Origin of the sequence: Geobacillus stearothermophilus ATCC 12980, from assembly GCF_030369615.1 — a bacterium.
Classification (GTDB): Bacteria; Bacillota; Bacilli; order Bacillales; family Anoxybacillaceae; genus Geobacillus; species Geobacillus stearothermophilus.
This window is the reverse complement of sequence record NZ_CP128494.1, coordinates 58371-78239: the sequence shown is the minus strand read 5'-3', so window position 1 is coordinate 78239 and position 19869 is coordinate 58371. Positions and strand designations below refer to the sequence as shown.

The following is a 19869-nucleotide window of genomic DNA, read 5'->3' as shown; positions in this document are numbered from 1 at the left end:
AAACCCTTCATCCTTTTTTCTCGGTGTTTTTCTCGTACAACAATTTTAAGCCTGTCAGCGTCAAAAACGGATCCACGACATCGATCACGTCCGATTCGCCGGCAATGAGAGGCGCAAGGCCGCCAGTGGCGATGACTTTCGGCGGAACTTTGCTTTTCGCCTTCATGCGCGACACGATGCCTTCCACTTGTCCAACATATCCGTATAAAATGCCGGCCTGCATGGCGCTGACTGTATTTTTGCCGATGATATCGTCCGGACGGGCGATTTCAATGCGCGGCAATTTTGCTGCCCGCGCAAACAGCGCCTCCGTCGAAATCATAATTCCCGGGGCAATAGCCCCTCCCATATATTGTTTATGTTCGTTAATATAACAATACGTGGTCGCCGTGCCAAAATCGACAATAATGAGCGGGCTGCCGTACAAATGGATGCCCGCGACCGCATTGACGATCCGGTCGGCGCCCACTTCGCGCGGATTATCGTATTTAATGTCCAGCCCGGTTTTAATGCCCGGTCCGACAACGAGCGGCTTTACGTGGAAATATTTTAAGCACATGCGTTCAAGGGCAAACATAATCGGCGGCACAACCGAAGAAATGATGATGCCGCGGATGTCGGAAAACTGCAAGCCGACATGGCTCAAGAGCGCCTTGATGGTCATGCCATACTCGTCTTCCGTTTTCGCCCGGCTCGTCTCGATGCGCCAATGGTGTTTTAATTCATCGCCGTCATAAACCCCCAACACGGTATTGGTGTTGCCGACGTCCAACACAAAAATCATGGCCTCATTCCCCACTTTTCTTCAATAAGTTCCTTTCTCTATCATATCATACTTGATTTTCCCGCGGAAAAAACAGCGCCAACCTACGGGGCCGCGGCTAAAAAAAAGATGCCTCTGAATAGAGACATCGATTACTCCTCTTTCTTTTGAATATTGATTTTCACGTCGATGTCGCCCTTGCCTGCTTCATCGCGGCCTTTGCGGTCGGGCGGCAGCGTGCCGTGCTCAAATAAATGTTTAATTTGTTCCGCATCAAGCGTTTCGACTTCCAACAGCGTTGTGGCGATTAGATCCAGTTTGTCACGGTGCTGCGTTAAAATCTGCTTCGCCTTTTCGTAGCACTCTTTAATGATGCGCTGGATTTCCAAGTCAATTTCGTAAGCAATTTTATCGCTGTAATTTTGCTCATTATGCAAGTCGCGTCCTAAAAACACTTGCCCGCTCGGTTGGCCGAATTGCAGCGGACCAAGCTTTTCGCTCATGCCGAACTCCGTCACCATCCGGCGCGCGATGTTTGTCGCCCGCTGAAAATCGTTGTGGGCCCCCGTGCTCACTTCGTTGAACACGATTTCCTCGGCGACGCGCCCGCCGAGCAGGCCGGTGATTTTATCCATTAATTCGGCTTTCGTCATAAAGTACCGGTCTTCTTTCGGCAGCATGACCGCATAGCCTCCGGCTTGGCCGCGCGGAACGATCGTCACTTTATGCACCATTTCCGCGTCGGCAAGCACCATGCCGATGACCGTATGCCCAGCTTCGTGAAACGCGACGATCCGCCGCTCTTTTTCCGAAATGACGCGGCTTTTTTTCGCCGGTCCGGCAATGACGCGGTCGGTCGCCTCGTCGATGTCGCTCATGTCGATTTTCTTTTTGTTGCGGCGCGCTGCAACGAGCGCCGCTTCGTTCAACAAGTTTTCCAAATCGGCGCCGGAAAATCCCGGCGTGCGCATGGCGATCGCCTTCAAATCAACCGACTCATCGAGCGGCTTGTTGCGGGCATGCACGCGCAACACCGCTTCGCGCCCTTTCACATCCGGCCGGTCGACGGTAATCTGCCGGTCGAAGCGGCCCGGGCGCAACAGCGCCGGGTCTAAAATGTCCGGCCGGTTTGTTGCCGCAATAATAATGATGCCTTCATTGCCGTTAAAACCGTCCATTTCCACAAGCAGCTGGTTGAGCGTCTGCTCCCTCTCATCGTGGCCGCCGCCAAGGCCGGCGCCGCGCTGGCGGCCGACGGCGTCAATCTCGTCGATGAAAATGATGCACGGTGCGTTCTTTTTCGCTGTTTCAAACAAGTCGCGCACGCGCGAAGCGCCAACCCCAACGAACATTTCTACGAAATCCGACCCGCTGATCGAGAAAAACGGCACGCCCGCTTCCCCGGCAACCGCGCGCGCCAACAACGTTTTCCCGGTCCCCGGCGGCCCGACAAGCAACACCCCTTTTGGAATGCGGGCGCCGAGTTCGGCGAATTTGCGCGGATCTTTCAAAAACTCAACAATTTCCACGAGCTCTTCTTTTTCCTCGTCCGCTCCAGCCACATCGCGAAAACGGACCTTCCGCTTGTCATCCGTATACAGCCGCGCCCGGCTTTTGCCGAAATTCATCACCCGGCTGCCGCCGCCCTGTGCCTGGTTCAAAAGGAAGAAGAACAAAATAAAAATAATAACAAATGGGATGATGGAAGTGAAAAACGTCACCCATCCGCTCGTTTCATCCGCAGGCACAACTTCCACCCGCGTCCGCGCCGCCGCCGCATCGATGCGGTCAAGCACTTTGTCACTGTTCATGATGTAGGTGGAAAAGTACTGCCCTTCGCTATATGTTTTCAACTGGCCTTTGATTTCATATACGCCGCGCTCCGGCTTAATGGAAAACGACTCAACGTCCCCGTTTTCCAGATGAGTGATAAACGCATCGTACGTCATCGGCTCAGTTCGCTGGTTCGTGCCGTTAAAAAAGCTGACGACGCCGATCACGACGAGGAAAATCAGCAAATAAAAGATGGTGTTGCGGAAAATCCGGTTCATTTCTTGCCTCCTCCCATATGAAACACACTATACTCAATACTAGCATAGAAATTTGCTTAAATACAAACAATTCGGCCGGTGCACGACAATCGCTTCACTTTTGGTACACTTCTGGCTTTAAGACGCCGATAAACGGGAGGTTGCGGTATTTTTCAGCATAATCGAGGCCATAGCCGACAACGAATTCGTCGGGGACGGTAAATCCAGTGTAATCAGCCTGAATATCCGCCTTCCGGCCCGACGGCTTGTCAAGGAGGGTGACGATTTTAATCGAATTCGCTTTCCGGTAGCGGAACAAATCCACCAAATAACTGAGCGTCAATCCGCTGTCGATAATGTCTTCAATGATCAAAATGTCGCGGCCCTCAACCGATGTATTTAAGTCTTTGACAATTTTCACTTCACCGGATGAAACAGTCGCATTGCCGTAGCTTGACACATCCATAAAATCCATTTCCAAGTATGTATCGATATGTTTGAGCAAATCGGCCATAAACGGCATCGCCCCTTTGAGGACGCCGACGGCGAGCGGAAAACGCCCCTCATACTCTTTCGTCAACAAGCCGCCGAGTTCTTTGACTTTCGCCTGAATTTCCTCCTCAGTGATCAACACTTTTTGAATATCGTCTTTCATTCCCATCTTTTTTCCTCCTAGCTGTTCATCGCCTCATAATGGAGCAGGATATAACGGGCTTGCCCGCGGTCTTCGGCTTCAAAAGCCGATTTTTTCAGCCCTGGCACCCAGAGAATGCGGCCGTCGGCATCTTCGACGATCGGCCAGCCATCCCTTTCCGTCCGCGGAACTTTGGCTTCAATGAAAATCTCTTTAATTTTTTTCGTGCCTCCCGTCCCTTTCAGCACCATTCGGTCGCCCTCGCGGCGCGTCCGCACGCGAAGCGGAAGGGACACCGCATCGGGGTCAACCACAAACGAATCGTTTCCCAGCCGTCCCTTCGGATAGTGTTCCCTAAATTCACTCACGATTGCACCACCGGTTGGGAGGGGCAATAGCGCTGGAACCGGCAAGTCAAGCTGATAGCTTGGAGCGCCGCTTTGGACGCCAAACGTAAACAAACAGCGGTCATACGAGCGGATCGCTTTGAGCCCTTTTGGCAAATCAATTTGTCCGGAAGGGCGGGCGCGTTCGCAAAGCATCAGTATATGACCGATATGTACAAAAGTCAACGCCGCCGGAACGGCGTCGTAAAGGCGAAGCAGCAAAAGCTGCAACACCCGACGCTGCAACGGCCGAGGCAATGCGAGAAACGGGCGGAGATGCAACACAACTTCATTATATTGTTTTTCCATTACTTTATTCAGCGCGTCGATTGCCAATTCCTCCAAGAACTGCTCATCTTCCGCCATCATTTCACTATATTGTTGAAATCGCTCATGCAAGCGCGGATTTTCCTGTTTCAGCAACGGAATAATATAGCGGCGGAACCGGTTGCGCGTGTAGTCGTCTTTTTCGTTACTTGGGTCGCGGCGCGGGGCGAGCCCTGCCTTTTCGCAATACTCCTCGATGTCCGCCCGGCTGACGGCTAAAAACGGGCGGATGAGATACCCGCCGTGAAACGGCCGCTTGACGGGGATACCGGCATATCCTTTTCCTGTGCTGCCGCGCACAAGCCGCATTAAAATCGTCTCGACTTGGTCATCGCCGTGATGGCCGACAGCGACATACTGGGCTTGATGTTTTTTCACCAGTTCGGCAAAAAAGCGGTATCGACAGTTGCGCGCCGCCTCTTGGGCGCCAAGGCCCGTGCGGCGCTGGAAAGCAGGAACGTCGATTTGCGCCGTCTCACATAAAATACGGTGTTCGGCGCAAAAATGTTTCACAAACTCCATCTCCTCTTCCGATTCCCGCCCGCGAAACATATGGTCGACATGAGCCGCTACAAGGCGAAGCTTCCACTCATCGCGAAGCGAAAGAAACACGTGCAGCAGAGCAAGCGAGTCGGGGCCCCCGGAAACGCCGACAATGACTGTCGCCCCTTTTGAAAGCAGTCCGTGCCTGTCAATAAAGGCGCGCACTTTATCCATCATCGCCGAAACCCTCTTTACCCTCTTTTAGCTTCATCGTAACACGACCGCCCCATTTTCTCAAAACTTCCGTTTCTTTATTATTTTACTAGGTTACATCGACAGATGCCAGTATATATAAAAACCGTACGCGCCAAGCAGCAAAACAGCGATCAGCACCGTTTCGGCAACCCTGCCCGTTTTGCGGCGCTTGGCGGCCCGCCGCCCCGACCGGCGGTTCGGTGCGGCCGCTGCTGTCTTGACCTCATAGTGTGCCGCCACGCGGCGGGAAGAGGCAGCTAATAAGTCGCGGCGCATGTCCTCGGCCTTCGCATACCGGCCGTCAAGCGCATTTTGCAAAACTTCTTTATATTGGGCTAAAAAACGATCCGTTTCAATGATGGACAAAAGTTGCGCCCTCCCGTTCCCTTTTTTCTCGAGCGGCCCCGGATAACAGGCGGCAATCATCACCATCGCCGCCGCAAACAAATCGTACGACGGCTCTGCTTTGCGCGACCCGAGCCCCCAATAGCCGCGGTCATACAGCTCGGTAAACTCTTTGATCGCCCGCCCCTGCATCGTCGTCCCCCCGACATCCAACAGTCGGACGGACGGCGGCGGCCCGGTGACGATCAAATTGTCCGGCTTCAAATCACCGAATACCCATCCTTCTTCATGAAGCCGTCCGAGCACAGACAAAAGCTGCATAAGCAGCACCGGCGCCCATTCTTTTCCGCGCCGGCGGACGAAAGCGGAGAACTGCTCCCCTTCAATGTACTCCATGGCATAAAACGGAACCACCCTCCGGGCAAACGGGCTTTGCCAATCATCGGCTTCCAGCAAAGAAGGCCCGAGGGCGGCTCCCTGGACCTTGGCAAAACGGCGCAATATATTCATTTCCGAGGCTAGCGACGCATAGTCGTCGCTCAGTTTCAGCGCAACGCGGCGGCGGCCGCTCTCCGCCAGATAGACGACGCCGTTCGCCCCGCTGCCGAGCCGACGCAGCAACCGGTACGAATGGCCGTGCCATTTGCCAGTGATGACCGTGCCGGGCGGAAGATTACCAAGACGATCCTTCGATGTATGGCTCATCGCCATCATGAATCCAACTCCTTAGCGACCGATTGCGGCCGAAATAGGCCATCGCTTCACGCAACGCCGGTCCGGTCGGCGTCAGCCCGCCTGATGAAAGCTTTGGAAAGATGGTGGACAGCTCTTCAATTTTCGGCGTCCAATCCATCATTTTCTCAGCGTAATTCCGTTTGCCCGGGAAAATAAACACAGAAAAGCGATTTTCGCCCATGCGAGCGTTTAAACTGAGCGACAAGTCAAGGAGCGCCTCTTTGACCATCGGCAGTTTCGTCTTCATGCTTCCGCTCGTATCGATTAAGATGAGCACATCAAGTGCGGCCGTTTCCCCAAGTTCATCGACGACTTCCATCACTTGGCCGCGCTTGTCCGGCGGCAAGTCCTCAAGCGAAACGTCAGAACCAAAGATTTGTTTCAACTCGCGATTGACGAGCCCTTGCAGCGTCTGCGTCATCGCCTGGCGCGTCACCATTTGCACCGTCTGCGACAGCTGTTTCGCGTACACGATTTGGCTCATGCCGCCGCCGGCGGCAGCGATCGCTTCAATTTCCCGCCGTCCGTTTTCGTCAATCGTGTCTTGATCCAACACGCCGATTACGTTCACTGTAATGCCTTGTTCGCGAGCCAATGCCGCCATCGCAGCCGGGTCCTCGCCATGGTTTGAGCAGCCGTCCGTAATCAACAAAATTTGCCGCAACGTTCCTTTCCGCATGTTCGTTCCCCTCCTTGGCGAATAAGTATTACCATCATCGCCGCCAGGGAACATTTTTATACGCGCATTACTGCGCCTTTTTCATATACATATACGCGGGAATCGTCGCCCATTTTGGCGTGTTGTGCCGCACTTTCGCGACAACGACCGTCATATCGTCTTCAATTTCCCCGCCGCATTGGCGGATCACTTCTTCTATGATCAAATCAGCGACTTCCTGCGGGTCGTTCGTTTTTAACTCTTGAATTTTTCGCTTCATCCATACATCATGGTTCTCTACGTTCATCGGCCCTTCAAACACCCCATCGCTCATCATGATGAGCAAGTCGCCCGATTTTAACTGTTCGCTGACGACATCAAATTCGACCTCTTTAAGGATCCCCATCGGCAAGTTGCTCGCCTCTACCTTGATCACTTTGTTGCCCCGCTTGATGAAACTCGGCATCGACCCGATTTTCAAAAACTTTGTCGCGGCGTTTTGCAAGTCGATGATGGCCAAATCGAGCGTCGCATACATGTCCTCTGTCGTCCGCAGCGCCAGGATCGAATTGATCGATTTAATGGCAATCGATTCGTCCATCCCTGTCTGCAAAATTTTTTGCAGCAGGCGCAGCGTCTCGCGGCTTTCGTAGTGCGCCCGTTCGCCGTTGCCCATGCCGTCGCTGACGGCAACCGCATATTTGCCGGTGCCAAGCTCAATCGTCGCATAGCTGTCGCCGGAAATGAGCTCGCCCCCTTTAGCCGCAAACGCGACTCCCGTTTCCACGACAAACGCTTTGGTTGAACCAAAGGCAACACGGCAGTAGCCGTTCGGGTAAGCGGCGCACTCTTCACGCTTGACAACAATTGTTTCCCCTAAAATGTCCGACAGCATCGGCGCGATCAGTTTTTCGCACTCGCCGCGCCCATCGCAATACGGAATGCTCATTTCAATATCGATATTTCCCTTTTCCAAACTGTAAATATCGACGTGGCCGATTTCAATGCCAAACTCTTGCAAAGCGTGGTAAATTTGCTCTTCCTGCAAATAATGGTTTTCCTGTTCCTTTTGCATTTCTTTGGCGAAATCGTCCATCACCTGGGAAATGCCCAGCAACTGCTCGGCGACGAGTTTTCGGCTTTCATAAATTTGCTGTTTGAGTTTGCGATTCGCCTGATAAATGACCATCTCCTTTTCCATCGCGTCAACGACTTTGCCTGCTTTTACGCAATGGCGCTCCCATTCGCGCAGCAGCTGATGGTTGTGCGCCAATGTTTTTTCTTCGGCTTCATGCATCATTCGCTTCATATACGCATAGGTTGTACTAAAGTTTGTCACCCAGCACTGGGCCTTTTTGAAACACGTTTGGCACGTTTGCCCCGTAATATCGCCAAGAAAGTAGTCTTCTTCGCGCTCCTGATGTTCACTGTCATCTGACAATGGTTCGGGTGAAAAACTTTCCGCCAATGCTTGGAAGACGTTCGAAAACTGTGAAACGCGCTGGGCGGTCACGTCGCGAATTTTGCGGACGTATTGTTGCTGCTCATTGATATATTCGGCCGTACCCGGAATGTATTTGGCGATTTTCTCTGTCAAGGAGTGGGCCGTGAACAAAAACAGCACAATGGCGATGCCTGATTCAAGCAACGTCGGCACAAGCTCCGCCTTTCCATTCCCGTATAAACCCATTAACAACGTCGCGACGATAAGCCCGAACGCGACCCCAAGCTTTCGCCCTTCTTTAAGCAGCCCACCGAGCAGCCCAGCGAAGGCAAGCAAGCTCATTTCCAACAAGTTGCCGACGTTCGCTAAGCTCAAAATGAGGCCGGTGACCACTCCGACAGTCGAACCGGTCGCCGCCCCGGCGACAAATGCGAACAGCAGCACGAGATAACGCGACATCACATGCTCAAGCGACAAGCCATACGCCGACCAACCGATCATCCCTGTCAACATCGAGGCAAGCAAAATAATCAATGAAATGATTTCCTCAGCCCGCAAGGCATGTTTGTGTTTCCGGACCGTCAGCAAAGGGATGCTTTGCATAAAAATCAGTGTAAGCACAAGCGAAAGCCCGGCTTCGACAACCGCCATGGCCGTCCCGTAAACCGTCCGCTCCCCGACCCAGTAGTAGGAGATCAGCCATTTCGCTGCCAATGAGACCGCAAAGACGACGAACGGGACGATTTTTAACGATTCGCTGATCACCCTGCGCACCCATCCGTAAATAAAGAGAAAGCCGAAAATGGAAACGCCGACAAACAGCAAAACATCGAACGACAGTGTCAATGCGCCGGCCATTAGGGCAATCAAAGCAAAGGCCGCCTTGTCACGGCGCAACATATAGACGGAAACGAAAAACGGCAGCGCAAACGGGGTCAGCTTCGCCAAAATGAGTGCTCGTCCAAGCAAAAAGCCGACGAGAAGAAGCAAAAATCCTTGATGGACGAACAAGTGGCCAAGGCGCAGCTTCACATGGCGTATCCAACGCGATACGGTCGCTTGCGTGTCATGAATCGGCACTTCCGAAATACGGCGCAACGTCCCTCTTTCTACTCTTTCCATTCCCGATCCTCTCCTTTGCTTTTCTATTACCCCCTATTATATATTTGAAATTGCCAAAAATTTGTCAAAACAACGGAGAAAAATAAAAAATCGTTCGACGTTTTTCCCGACAATGTGCAGGCAACGTTTTTGTTCCGACAGAAGCAGACAAAAACGAAAAACGAGCATGTCGCTTCATGGCGCATGCTCGTTCGTCAATGATGATGACCCGTACGGGATTCGAACCCGTGTTACCGCCGTGAAAGGGCGGTGTCTTAACCACTTGACCAACGGGCCATATTGAATTTTGGTGGCGGTGGAGGGGATCGAACCCCCGACCTCACGGGTATGAACCGTACGCTCTAGCCAGCTGAGCTACACCGCCGTGTGGCAACATTTAATATAATACTGGAGCCCATACCGATTGTCAATATGTATCGTTCCGGAAAATACATCCTTTCTTTCGCCAAACCCAACAAAGAAGCATCCATGACCATGGATGCTTTGTTGTCCCCCTATTCGTCATCTTTCCGGCATTCATTCAGCAGCAAGTTACCCGCGTCTCGATCCACGACCTCCCCGCTTCGATTCGGTATGGCGGCGCAACGACGCCAATCGGTCTTCACTCTCTTTCAGGAAACGGCTGATTTTTTGCTCTAAGCTGTCAGCCGCAGAGCGGTCATGCGCCCGGCGCGGCCGCTGCGAAGAAGGCGTATCCTTTGCTTTGCGAATGGACAAGCCGATCTTTCCGTCTTGGCCGACGTTAATGACTTTGACATACACCGTGTCGCCGACTTTCAAATGGTCGTTGATATCTTTGACGTAGTTATCGGCTACCTCGCTGATATGAACGAGTCCTGTCACACCTTCCGGCAGCTCCACAAACGCCCCGAATTTCGTAATGCCTGTGACTTTGCCTTGTAACTTGCTGCCTACTTCAATCGACATAAAAAAAGTGCTCCTCCTTAAAACGCTTTAAAGATGGTGTTGATTTCATTATAGCGAATAAAAAAAATAAGTGTCAATATGACGAATGCCCGTATTGAACGGGCATTGGAGGGATTTGTTACTTTTCGGGCAACACAAAAATAATTTCCCCATCCTTTGACAAATAATATTTTTTTCGCGCCAGCTCAGCGATGTAGTCATCATCATGCAGCCTTTTCATTTCCTCTTTCATCTGCTTTTTCTGGCGTTTCAGTTCCGCAAGCTGTTTGGTCAACCTTTCTTTTTCCGCCCTTTTCGCATCAACCGTCTTTGCCTGCAGGTGCAAAGCATAGACAAGGACGGAGGCGACCACGGCCAACAGCAACGACCAAAAGGCAAAACGGATGGCCAAAATTCGCCGTCTTCGCGACGCCCTCCGCTGTTTCTCCTCCTGCTCGGCCGCATACGTCGATGCCAGCTTCGTCACGTTTGTTCTCCTGGGCATGTTCATTGCCTTTGCACCTCTTTTACTTTCGCCATTTCGCCAGCCACATGCCTATTTTCTCTTGTGTATTCTTGATTTGTCCAGCAAATCCCTTCAAACGGCGAAAAAATTTTTCCACCCAGGCCCGGCGGGACGGCGGAATCCGCCGCCAAACGGCGATGCCCGTCCAACGAAACGGGGCAAACAGAAGAACAACGGCTTTCCAAACCGCAAGCAACAAAAATCGTCCCATCCATATCACAAGCCGCCAGGCAAACAAAAGAAGCGCAAGCGCCATTTGCCCGAGAAGAACGAGCGGGCGGATCACGATGTAACGGAACAGCTGGGCGATGATGTTTCCGGTTCTGACCGCCAGCTGAATGAGCCATTCCAGCACCCGAACGTACAACGAACGGAGCAGGCTTTGATAGGCGGCATAGCCGCACAACAGCGCCAAAAACAGATAAAAGCGAAGCTCGCCATTGTTGACGAGCAGCAACACATAAAATACGAGAAGCGCCTGCACCGCCCAAAACAGTACATCGTTCACGAAAACGAGCCAGTGCGCCCGTTCACGCCGGTTGAGAAACCGATTGTACGTGTCCAGCGCCATGCCGAGCCAGCCCCCCATGCCAATCATCGCGAGCATGGTGAGGAACTGTGTGGTGATGGTCATTTGAACAACTTGCTAAAGAATCCTTTAGCCTTCTCCTGATGATCGTCTAAGTAAACGAGGTCAAAAATGCGCCCTTTAATCGAAACGACGCCTTTGTCGACATCTAAGTTTTTCATTTGCAAATTCTGCCCGCGGATCGCCAAAAAACCCATGACCGTCTCAAGCAAAAACTCCTCATTGTCAAAGCTTTCCACTTGTTTGACCCCGGTAATGTCAAGGAGGCGCCGGCCGCGCATGATCACGTCGTGTTCTTGGACCGGGCCTTTGTTCGTGTTTCCGCCAAATTCCTCATGTCGGTTCATGTTCATCCCCCGCATTTCCGATTTAGAATGAAAGCCGGCTAGGCCGCCCGTTGTTTCTCATCCGCTGTCTGTACCATATGTATGTCAGCGGGGGATCGTTTAGAACAAGCCTTAAGGACAAAGTGAACCCCCACCGCCTGCGCTTCACTTAGAGGCGGGGGCTTCCAGCGCCTTGTGCGTGCTCCGCTGAACGGCAGCCCTGCACAGGAATCCTTGACGCTTCCCTTCGTTCCGAAGGCGCCCGTTCGAACAAGAACCGAATGATATTCAATTGGCGATTGCCGGCCGAAATTCACTTCCCCCTATTCACTAGGCTTCGCCCTTCGCGCTCCCTGAGACAGGAGACGTCTTTCGGAAATCCGTTAAACGCCGCCTTGATCCGGATCAGGGGCCGTCCGTTCCTCGCGAACGAGCTCGTACATTTCGGCTGCCTCTTCTTTTTTCACCGTTTCTTTTACACTAGTCACTTTTACCGTTACCCGTTTTTGCCCGAACTGAATCGTCAGTTCATCGCCGATTTTTACATCTGAACTTGCCTTCGCGACGTGGCCGTTGATCCACACCCGGCCTTGGTCGGCGACTTCTTTTGCCAATGTGCGGCGTTTAATGAGGCGGGATACTTTTAAAAATTTATCAAGGCGCATGCCCTTTCCCCCTTACTGTTCGTTTTCTTTTGCTTCTTCCCAAAAGCGGTCGAGCTCAGCGAGCGAGAACGATGTGATCGGTCGGCCGCTTTTTCGCACTTGCTCCTCAATGTAGGCGAAGCGGCGGGCGAATTTGTCGTTCGCCATCTGCAATGCTTCTTCGGGTTGAATATCATAATAGCGGGCAAGGTTGATAAGCGCAAACAATACGTCGCCGAACTCGCTGACGAGCGCCGCGCGGCGGCCGCCCGAAGCTTCAGCCCGGAACTCCGCCATTTCTTCCTCTACCTTTTCCCAAATGGGAGCGGCATCGTCCCAGTCAAAGCCGACGTTTGCTGCTTTTTTCTGCAGCTCATACGCCCGCATCGTCCCCGGCAGGCTTTTTGGAACATCCGCTAAAATCGACGCTGGCCGGCCGGTCCCTTTTTCCTTCTCCTTAATTTTTTCCCAGTTCGCTGTAACTTGCTCAGCTGTTTCAGCCGTCGCATCGCCAAATACGTGCGGATGGCGGCGAATCATCTTCGCAGTCAATGTCCGGATGACGTCATCAATCGAAAACATCCCACGGTCAGCGCCGATCTGGGCATGGAGCATCACTTGCAGCAGCACGTCACCGAGCTCTTCGACCATATGGTCATCGTCATCATCGTCAATGGCTTCAAGCAACTCATACGCCTCTTCAAGCAAGTACCGCTTCAGCGACGCATGCGTCTGCTTCCGGTCCCACGGGCAGCCGTGCGGCCCTCTCAACGTCGCGATGACGCGGCGCAACGTTTCAAACCGATGGTATAGCAGCGGCTCATCCTTGACCGGCGGCACATAGACGCTCGTTAAATTGTCAAGCGCCGCCTGACGGTCCAATTCATAGAGCGGCACTTGCTTCACTTGTTCGCTCTTCGTCCCGGCCGCGGTCACAATATAGACCGGATAGTCGTCCGGAAGCTGTTCCATCAGCGACAGTTTCACATTCGAAGCGACGAACGGGTCGTACACTTGGCAAAAGACAGCATGCAGCGATGGCGACCATTCGTCCCCTTGGAAAGCGGTCGCATCCAACAGCTGGAACCCCTCGATTGGATCAATGCGCACCGCTGTAAACAACGCATCTAAAAAGCTTTGCCCGCCCTCGATGACCACCCGGCAATCGCCGCGTTGCTCCGCTTCCAACAACAGCTGCACCGTCCGTTCGGCGACAAGCGGATGGCCAGGGACAGCGTAAAACACATCCCCGTGTTTTGCCTGCTCGATGAGAGTGCCGGCAATTTCTTCATATACATCAGCAAATTGCTCATGCTTTTCGTAAACATCATCAAACGATGTAAACGCGATGCCCTCTTCTTGAAGCCCTTCGGCCGCCGGATGCTCCTTCGTCCGCAAAAAAAGCGGATGCGCCTTTTTTAGCTTTCGATACACGCCGACCGTCAGCTGCTCCACATCCCCGGCGCCAAGGCCGAAAATATAAATCGTATTCACCGCTGATCACCTGCTTCCTAATCGTAAATGAAATTTGTGAACGAACGGGAGAGCGGACAACTCTTGTTCGGAAAATACACTCCCCCTCACGATGCATGCGATATAGACAGCCGCGCCGAGAACGACGCCGCCAAGCGCCTCGGCGGACGCCCATAGGCGTCCCCCGCCTGAAGCGTCCATTAACCATGTATACAACTTCAGCACCGCCATCATGGCGACAGCCGCCTTCACAATTGGATATATGCATACTCGCGCGCGCGCTGACCGGTATTCACGCGGCAAACGCACGTATAAGAAGCCTGCCATAAGCGCATAAGCCCCTGTTGTCGCCAAGGCGGCGCCAAGGGCGCCGAACGACGGCACAAGCCAGCGCATAAGGACGATTTTCCCTGCCAAAGCCGCCGCCACGCCGGCCGCCGCTGTCCACTCTTTCCCCATTCCTTGCAATAAAGCGGAGGCAGTCAACGCCATCGTCGCAAAAAAGACAGAAGCGGACAAGACGGCAAGGACCAACGAACCGCGGTCGTTTTCAAACAGCATGGTGTTGATCGGGCGAATGAGGCAAATGAGCCCCGATGAAGCGCCGACGCCGATGACCGCGGCGAACCGGATCGGCAACATGCTGTGCAGAAAGGACGGCTCCCGCCCGCGCCGCATGCCGGAAACGAACGGAACAAGCGCCAATGAAAGCGATGTGCCGACAGCCGTGCCAAGCTGAATCAGCGGCTGGCCGCGGTCGTACACCCCTTTTAACTCTTTCACCTCATTCAACTCCAGCCCGGTTTCTTGGAGAAGCGGGACGAACAAAAACGAGTCGACGAGCGGAACAAGCGTCAACACCATGTTGGTGAAACAAATGACCGTTCCAACTGTAAGCAAATGCCATCCCGCCTGTCGCACCGAGCCGGGCGGCGTATGCCCGGCCGGTTTTTGCCGTCCGCGCCGGACCAGATAAAAGAGCAAGATGAGAAGCGCGGCCGCCATGCCCGCCAACGTCCCGCCGACCGCAGCCATGCCGCACGCATAGGCGTCAGCGCCGCGCTTGATCGCCCAATAAGACAACCCTAAAATCGCCGTCACACGCACCGTCTGCTCGCCGACTTGGGACACTGCCGTCGGCGCCATGTCATGGCGCCCTTGAAAAACGCCGCGCAACACCGCAATGAGCGGAAAGAATAAGCATGAAAATGAAAGCACCCGCACCAACCCTTCAAGCTGCCTGTCGCCCATCCATAACGAAATGGCGCCGGCTCCTATATATAACACGGCAAACAACACCGCTCCCGCCCCGCCCAACAGCAGCAGCGCGATGCGGCCGACAGCGGCCGCTCCCGCCTCGTCCCGCGCCGCCAGCCGCTCAGCGATGAGCTTCGAAATGGCAACCGGGTAACCGGTCAGCGACAGCGCGACAACGATTCCATAAATGGGGTAAACTTGTTGGTAAATATAAAAACCGACATCCCCGACCATATTTTGATACGGGATGCGGTAGAGCGCGCTTAACAGCTTCGTAAGCAAAGTGGCAGCAGTCAAGGCAGCTGCACCTTTCCATACGTTTCCCATGCCCCTTATCCTCCCGCTTGTATGGCGCCAGATGGCGAACAGTCCATCAAGAGCACTGGCCGCACAAACCGTCAACATTACCGCAACAAACGGCTACGCTCGATATTATAGCGCAATGCAGGCGATGAGACAAAAGCGGGAGCCGCCCATCGGCCATGGCCTCAGTCCAGCGGAACGGGAACGGACCAACCAACATAGCAACCCCATTGCAGACAAAGCAGAAAGGAAAAGATCCCGACCTTCTCCCATCAACGATAAATGTGCGGCCCGATCAAAAAGGGTGTCCCGATCTTTTGGGACACCCTCTTTTTGCGTTCCATTTATTGTTCCATTTGCCGGGCCAAAAAGCTGGCCGCTGTTTCCACTGCTTTATGTTCAACTTCGCCGAGCGTTTTCTCGCGCGATAAAATGATGACGGCTCCAATCGGATCGCCGTTGGCCACAATCGGGCCGATCGTATACGACTTCAACGTTTCCGTCATCCCGTCGACCAGCTCGACCTCGCCCTCCTCCGTATGGAGAACGGAGTTGCGATCTTCCATGGCTCTCTCCACTAACGGGCTGACGCTTTTGTTCATGTATTCTTTTTTCGAAACACCGGCAACGGCAATAAATACGTCGCGGTCGCAAATGAGCACCGGCTGTCCGAGGCTGTCAAACAGCGCCTCGGCGTACTCCTTGGCAAAGTCGCCGAGCTCACTGATCGGCGAATATTTTTTCAAAATGACCTCTCCATCGCGATCGACAAATATTTCGAGCGGATCTCCTTCGCGAATGCGTAATGTTCTGCGAATTTCCTTCGGAATTACAACCCTGCCTAAGTCGTCAATCCGACGAACAATACCGGTTGCTTTCATGCCTTGTATACCCTCACTTTCATCTAGGATTTGAAGGATACTCCGATGAACCCTGTTGTAATGGGGAATTCACCATTGTTGTCATTAGTATCCTTCACAATCCACGTTCTATGCACGATGAAAGTGATTTTGGCCATTTTAGTAAAATTGCCCATCCTTCACTATCGCCACATCAGCAAAACCGTAAACGTATAAAATGAACATAACGCCTCATTTTTTCTTTATAGCTAGGCGATGATCGACTTTTCGTTTTTCACTCCGGACAATTCCCTCAACGTCTCATATAAAATCGCCAGCCACTCGTGCGCTTTCATTTGCTTAATGTAAAGCACAATTTTCAGCTTCACCCCCTCCATGCCAAACCCAAACAGGCGCCCGTACTGCCGGCCGACGCCGGACAAGCGCTGAATCTCCACCGTTTTCGACGCTTCTTCAGTGAATAGAATGTCAACTTGCTGCTTATGTTGCTTAATCGATTCAACACCGAGCTGTTTCGCCAGCACTTTGATCTCGGCAATCTGTAGCAAATAGGCGACGGCATCCGGATAATCGCCGAAGCGGTCCACCATCTCTTCGCGCAGCGCTTCAACATCTTCGAGCGTCTCGACCGCTTTAAACCGCTTGTACATCTCGATTTTTTGCAGCCCATCGGAAATGTAGGCATCCGGAATGTAGGCGTCGACTTCCACGTCGATCGTCACTTCCGGCCGCTCGTCTTCTCGTTTCAAGCCGCGCCGTTTTTCGATCGCCTCTTTCAACATTTGCGAATATAAGTCAAATCCGACCGAGTCGATAAAGCCGTGCTGTTCAGCGCCGAGAATATTGCCGGCGCCACGGATCGACAAGTCACGCATGGCGATTTTAAAGCCGGAGCCAAGCTCGGTGAACTCTTTAATGGCTTGCAGCCGTTTTTCCGCCGTTTCATTCAGCACTTTGTCTTTCCGGTAGGTGAAATACGCGTAGGCAACGCGGTTCGAACGGCCGACGCGCCCGCGCAGCTGGTACAGCTGCGACAGCCCCATCCGGTCGGCATCGTACACGATGAGTGTATTGACGTTTGGAATATCGACGCCTGTCTCAATAATCGTCGTCGTCACGAGCACGTCATATTGTCCTTCCAAAAACGCTAAAATCGTTGATTCAAGTTCGGTTTCTGACATCCGCCCGTGCGCGAACGTGACGCGTGCTTCCGGGACAAGCTGGGCGATTTCTTCCGCTTTCAAGTCGATGTCTTCAATATGGTTGTAGAGGAAAAACACTTGCCCATCGCGGGCGAGCTCACGTTCAATCGCCTCTTTGACAAGCTCCGGCGTATATTCCATGACATACGTCTGCACCGGGAACCGGTTTTCCGGCGGCGTCTCGATGATCGATAAATCGCGCACGCCGATCATCGACATATGAAGCGTCCGCGGAATCGGCGTCGCCGTTAAGGTGAGCACGTCGATATTCGCTTTCAGCTGCTTGATTTTTTCTTTATGCGCCACGCCAAACCGCTGCTCCTCGTCGATGATGAGCAACCCTAAATCCTTAAACTTGACATCCTTCGACAGCAGCCGGTGCGTGCCAATGACCATATCGATTGTGCCGTCTTTCAACCCTTTGATCGTCTCCGCCTGCTGTTTTTTCGTGCGGAACCGGTTGAGCAGCCCGACGTTAATCGGAAATCCTTGAAACCGCTCACGAACCGTTTCGTAATGCTGCTGAGCCAAAATCGTCGTCGGCACAAGAAAAGCGACTTGCTTGCCGTCCATAATGGCTTTAAACGCCGCGCGCAGCGCCACTTCCGTTTTCCCGTAGCCGACATCGCCGCAAAGGAGGCGGTCCATCGGCTTTTCGCTTTCCATATCGCGCTTAATTTCTTCAATCGACCGGAGCTGGTCTTCCGTCTCTTGATATGGAAACGCGGCCTCAAATTCGCGCTGCATTTCCGTGTCCGGCGAAAACGCGTACCCCTTGCTCGCCTCGCGCTCGGCATACAACTTGATCAAATCTTCCGCGATATCTTGAACAGACGATTCCACTTTCTTTTTGACTTTTTTCCATTCCGAGCCGCCAAGCTTATAAATTTTCGGCTCTTTTCCTTCCGAACCGACGTACTTTTGCACTTGATCCATTTGGTCGACCGGGACGTACAGCGTGTCGCCGCCTTGATATTGGATATGGATGTAGTCTTTATGCACTCCATTGATTTCTAACGTCTCGATGCCTAAATATTTTCCGATGCCGTGGTTGACATGGACGACGTAATCGCCGACTTGCAGTTCAGCGTAGCTTTTAATCCGCTCGGCGTTGGACAGCTTTTGCCGGCGCACCGGGCGTTTCGCTCGCTTCTTAAACAGTTCCTCTTCCGTAATGACAGCCAGCTTTTGCAGCGGCAGCTCAAATCCTGTATTTAAATCGCCTTCGAGAAGTTGGCATTTGCCGTAAAGCAGTGCGGCCTCAGGCGGAAGCGGCGCTGCATCGACCCCATAATCTTCCAAAACTGACTGCAGCCTTTTTGCCCGTTCGGCATCCGGCGCCAAAAAGACGACGGCGTAATTCGCTTTCTTCCAACGCTCGACTTCAGACTGGAGAAGCGCCATTTGTCCGTGGAAGTTTTGCATTTGCTTGCACGTAATATTGACGACATTTTGCGGATGGGTATAAGGCGCATGGCGCAAAAACAAGGACAAATAAACCCGCTGGAATCGATGTTTTTTCAACAATTCAGAAAGTGAGTGTGAAATGGGCACATCATGAATGATTTTCCCGCTGTCAAGCAGGCTTGTATACCAATCCGCTTCTTCGCGGTCGAGCCGCTCCGCCGTCTCCTGCAACCGGCTCATTTCATCCATCAGCAGCACGCCGTCTTCCGGCATATAATCTAGCAAACTTGAAACGTTCTCATAGAAAAGGGACATATATTTATATTGTTGCTCGATTTCCCGGCCCTCGCGCAACTGTTCCAATTCGGCATGGATCTGTTCGTACATCCGCTGCTTGGCGGCGTCATCCTTCATTTTTTCGAGGCTGGCCGCCAAACCGGCTTCAATTCGTTCAATCCCCCGCTGCCGCGTCCCCTCGTCGAGAATGATTTCGTCGGCTGGGCCGATGGCGATACTCTCTACTTGCCCGTGCGAGCGCTGATCATCGGGGGTGAACGTGCGAATCGATTCGATTTCCGTATCAAACAGCTCGATCCGGTACGGGAGCTCGGCCGTGAGCGGATAAATATCCACGATGCCGCCGCGGATGCTGAACTCCCCAGGGGCGGAAACAGTTGCCACCCGCTTGTATCCCATTTGGACAAACCGCTGTTTATACTGCTCGAGATCCAGCTCTTGTCCAACCGTGAACGTGAACAAATACTGTTTCCAAAGCGATGGCGGCGGCAGCAAGCGCCGCAGGCCGGCGACCGGACAGACGACGATCCCCTTCCCGCCTTGCACCCAATGGTTCATAATTTCGAGGCGTTGTGCCTTCAGCTCCGGACTGGCGACTGCCATTTCGGCGGCGATCACTTCATCGACGGAATACAGAAACACCTCGTCCGGACCGAGCAGCGAAACGAGGTCATCATACATTTTTTGCGCCTGAAACAAGTTGTAAGCCACTACGAGCAACGGGCGTCCCGTTTCCTTATAAAGCGTGGAAACAAAAACAGACCGGGCCGACCCCGACAGCCCGGCGACAAGCTGTTCTTTCAGGCGGGCGTGGATTCCTTCTATGATGGTGCGAACATCTTGGTTCTCAGCTAAATAGCGATGCAATGAAAGCACCCCTATTCTCCCTCCTCTCAA

The 19869-nt window shown here is 53.0% G+C and carries 16 protein-coding genes and 2 tRNA genes; all 18 read right to left on the bottom strand.

Features of this window, described 5'->3' with window-relative positions; genetic code table 11:
- Positions 1-7: 7 nt before the first annotated feature.
- Positions 8-784: a type III pantothenate kinase gene (locus QSJ10_RS00380; RefSeq protein WP_033009019.1), complete on the bottom strand. Its 777-nt coding sequence runs from the start codon at positions 782-784 to the stop codon at positions 8-10.
- A gap of 131 nt (positions 785-915) precedes the next feature.
- Positions 916-2814 (bottom strand): ATP-dependent zinc metalloprotease FtsH, encoded by a 1899-nt coding sequence (ftsH, locus tag QSJ10_RS00375; RefSeq protein WP_053532831.1) that lies wholly within the window; start codon positions 2812-2814, stop codon positions 916-918.
- Positions 2815-2908: 94 nt separating this feature from the next.
- Positions 2909-3454 (bottom strand): hypoxanthine phosphoribosyltransferase, encoded by a 546-nt coding sequence (gene hpt, locus QSJ10_RS00370; RefSeq protein ID WP_012820458.1) that lies wholly within the window; start codon positions 3452-3454, stop codon positions 2909-2911.
- Between the two features lie 11 nt (positions 3455-3465).
- Positions 3466-4860 (bottom strand): tRNA lysidine(34) synthetase TilS, encoded by a 1395-nt coding sequence (gene tilS / locus QSJ10_RS00365; RefSeq protein ID WP_033008967.1) that lies wholly within the window; start codon positions 4858-4860, stop codon positions 3466-3468.
- Positions 4861-4950: 90 nt separating this feature from the next.
- Positions 4951-5934, bottom strand: coding sequence for a serine/threonine protein kinase PrkT (gene prkT / locus QSJ10_RS00360; protein ID WP_033014215.1), 984 nt, complete (start codon positions 5932-5934; stop codon positions 4951-4953).
- Positions 5897-6637, bottom strand: a complete 741-nt coding sequence (locus QSJ10_RS00355; protein ID WP_033014190.1) for a vWA domain-containing protein — start codon at positions 6635-6637, stop codon at positions 5897-5899. Before QSJ10_RS00355 ends, prkT begins: the two co-directional genes overlap by 38 nt.
- A gap of 67 nt (positions 6638-6704) precedes the next feature.
- A complete protein-coding gene (gene spoIIE, locus QSJ10_RS00350; protein WP_049624446.1) occupies positions 6705-9182 on the bottom strand; it encodes a stage II sporulation protein E in 2478 nt (825 codons plus the stop codon).
- Positions 9183-9386: 204 nt separating this feature from the next.
- Positions 9387-9458 (bottom strand) — tRNA-Glu (locus tag QSJ10_RS00345).
- Positions 9459-9469: 11 nt separating this feature from the next.
- Positions 9470-9546 (bottom strand) — tRNA-Met (locus tag QSJ10_RS00340).
- 167 nt (positions 9547-9713) lie between these two features.
- A complete protein-coding gene (locus tag QSJ10_RS00335; RefSeq protein ID WP_049624445.1) occupies positions 9714-10109 on the bottom strand; it encodes a S1 domain-containing RNA-binding protein in 396 nt (131 codons plus the stop codon).
- A 118-nt stretch (positions 10110-10227) separates the two neighbouring features.
- A complete protein-coding gene (locus tag QSJ10_RS00330; RefSeq protein WP_049624444.1) occupies positions 10228-10599 on the bottom strand; it encodes an FtsB family cell division protein in 372 nt (123 codons plus the stop codon).
- A gap of 16 nt (positions 10600-10615) precedes the next feature.
- Positions 10616-11248 (bottom strand): spore cortex biosynthesis protein YabQ, encoded by a 633-nt coding sequence (gene yabQ, locus QSJ10_RS00325; protein WP_049624443.1) that lies wholly within the window; start codon positions 11246-11248, stop codon positions 10616-10618.
- A complete protein-coding gene (yabP, locus tag QSJ10_RS00320; protein WP_033008977.1) occupies positions 11245-11550 on the bottom strand; it encodes a sporulation protein YabP in 306 nt (101 codons plus the stop codon). The genes yabQ and yabP overlap by 4 nt, the downstream gene beginning before the upstream one ends.
- Positions 11551-11912: 362 nt before the next feature.
- On the bottom strand, positions 11913-12194 hold the full coding sequence (locus QSJ10_RS00315) for an RNA-binding S4 domain-containing protein (protein ID WP_033008978.1): 282 nt from the start codon (positions 12192-12194) through the stop codon (positions 11913-11915).
- A 12-nt stretch (positions 12195-12206) separates the two neighbouring features.
- Entirely contained in the window at positions 12207-13667 is a 1461-nt protein-coding gene (yabN, locus tag QSJ10_RS00310) for a bifunctional methyltransferase/pyrophosphohydrolase YabN (protein WP_033008979.1), read from the bottom strand.
- Between the two features lie 6 nt (positions 13668-13673).
- Positions 13674-15230, bottom strand: a complete 1557-nt coding sequence (locus tag QSJ10_RS00305) for a putative polysaccharide biosynthesis protein (RefSeq protein WP_049624442.1) — start codon at positions 15228-15230, stop codon at positions 13674-13676.
- 320 nt (positions 15231-15550) lie between these two features.
- Positions 15551-16087 (bottom strand): stage V sporulation protein T, encoded by a 537-nt coding sequence (spoVT, locus tag QSJ10_RS00300; RefSeq protein WP_033014196.1) that lies wholly within the window; start codon positions 16085-16087, stop codon positions 15551-15553.
- A 227-nt stretch (positions 16088-16314) separates the two neighbouring features.
- On the bottom strand, positions 16315-19848 hold the full coding sequence (gene mfd / locus QSJ10_RS00295; RefSeq protein ID WP_033014200.1) for a transcription-repair coupling factor: 3534 nt from the start codon (positions 19846-19848) through the stop codon (positions 16315-16317).
- Positions 19849-19869: the final 21 nt, after the last annotated feature.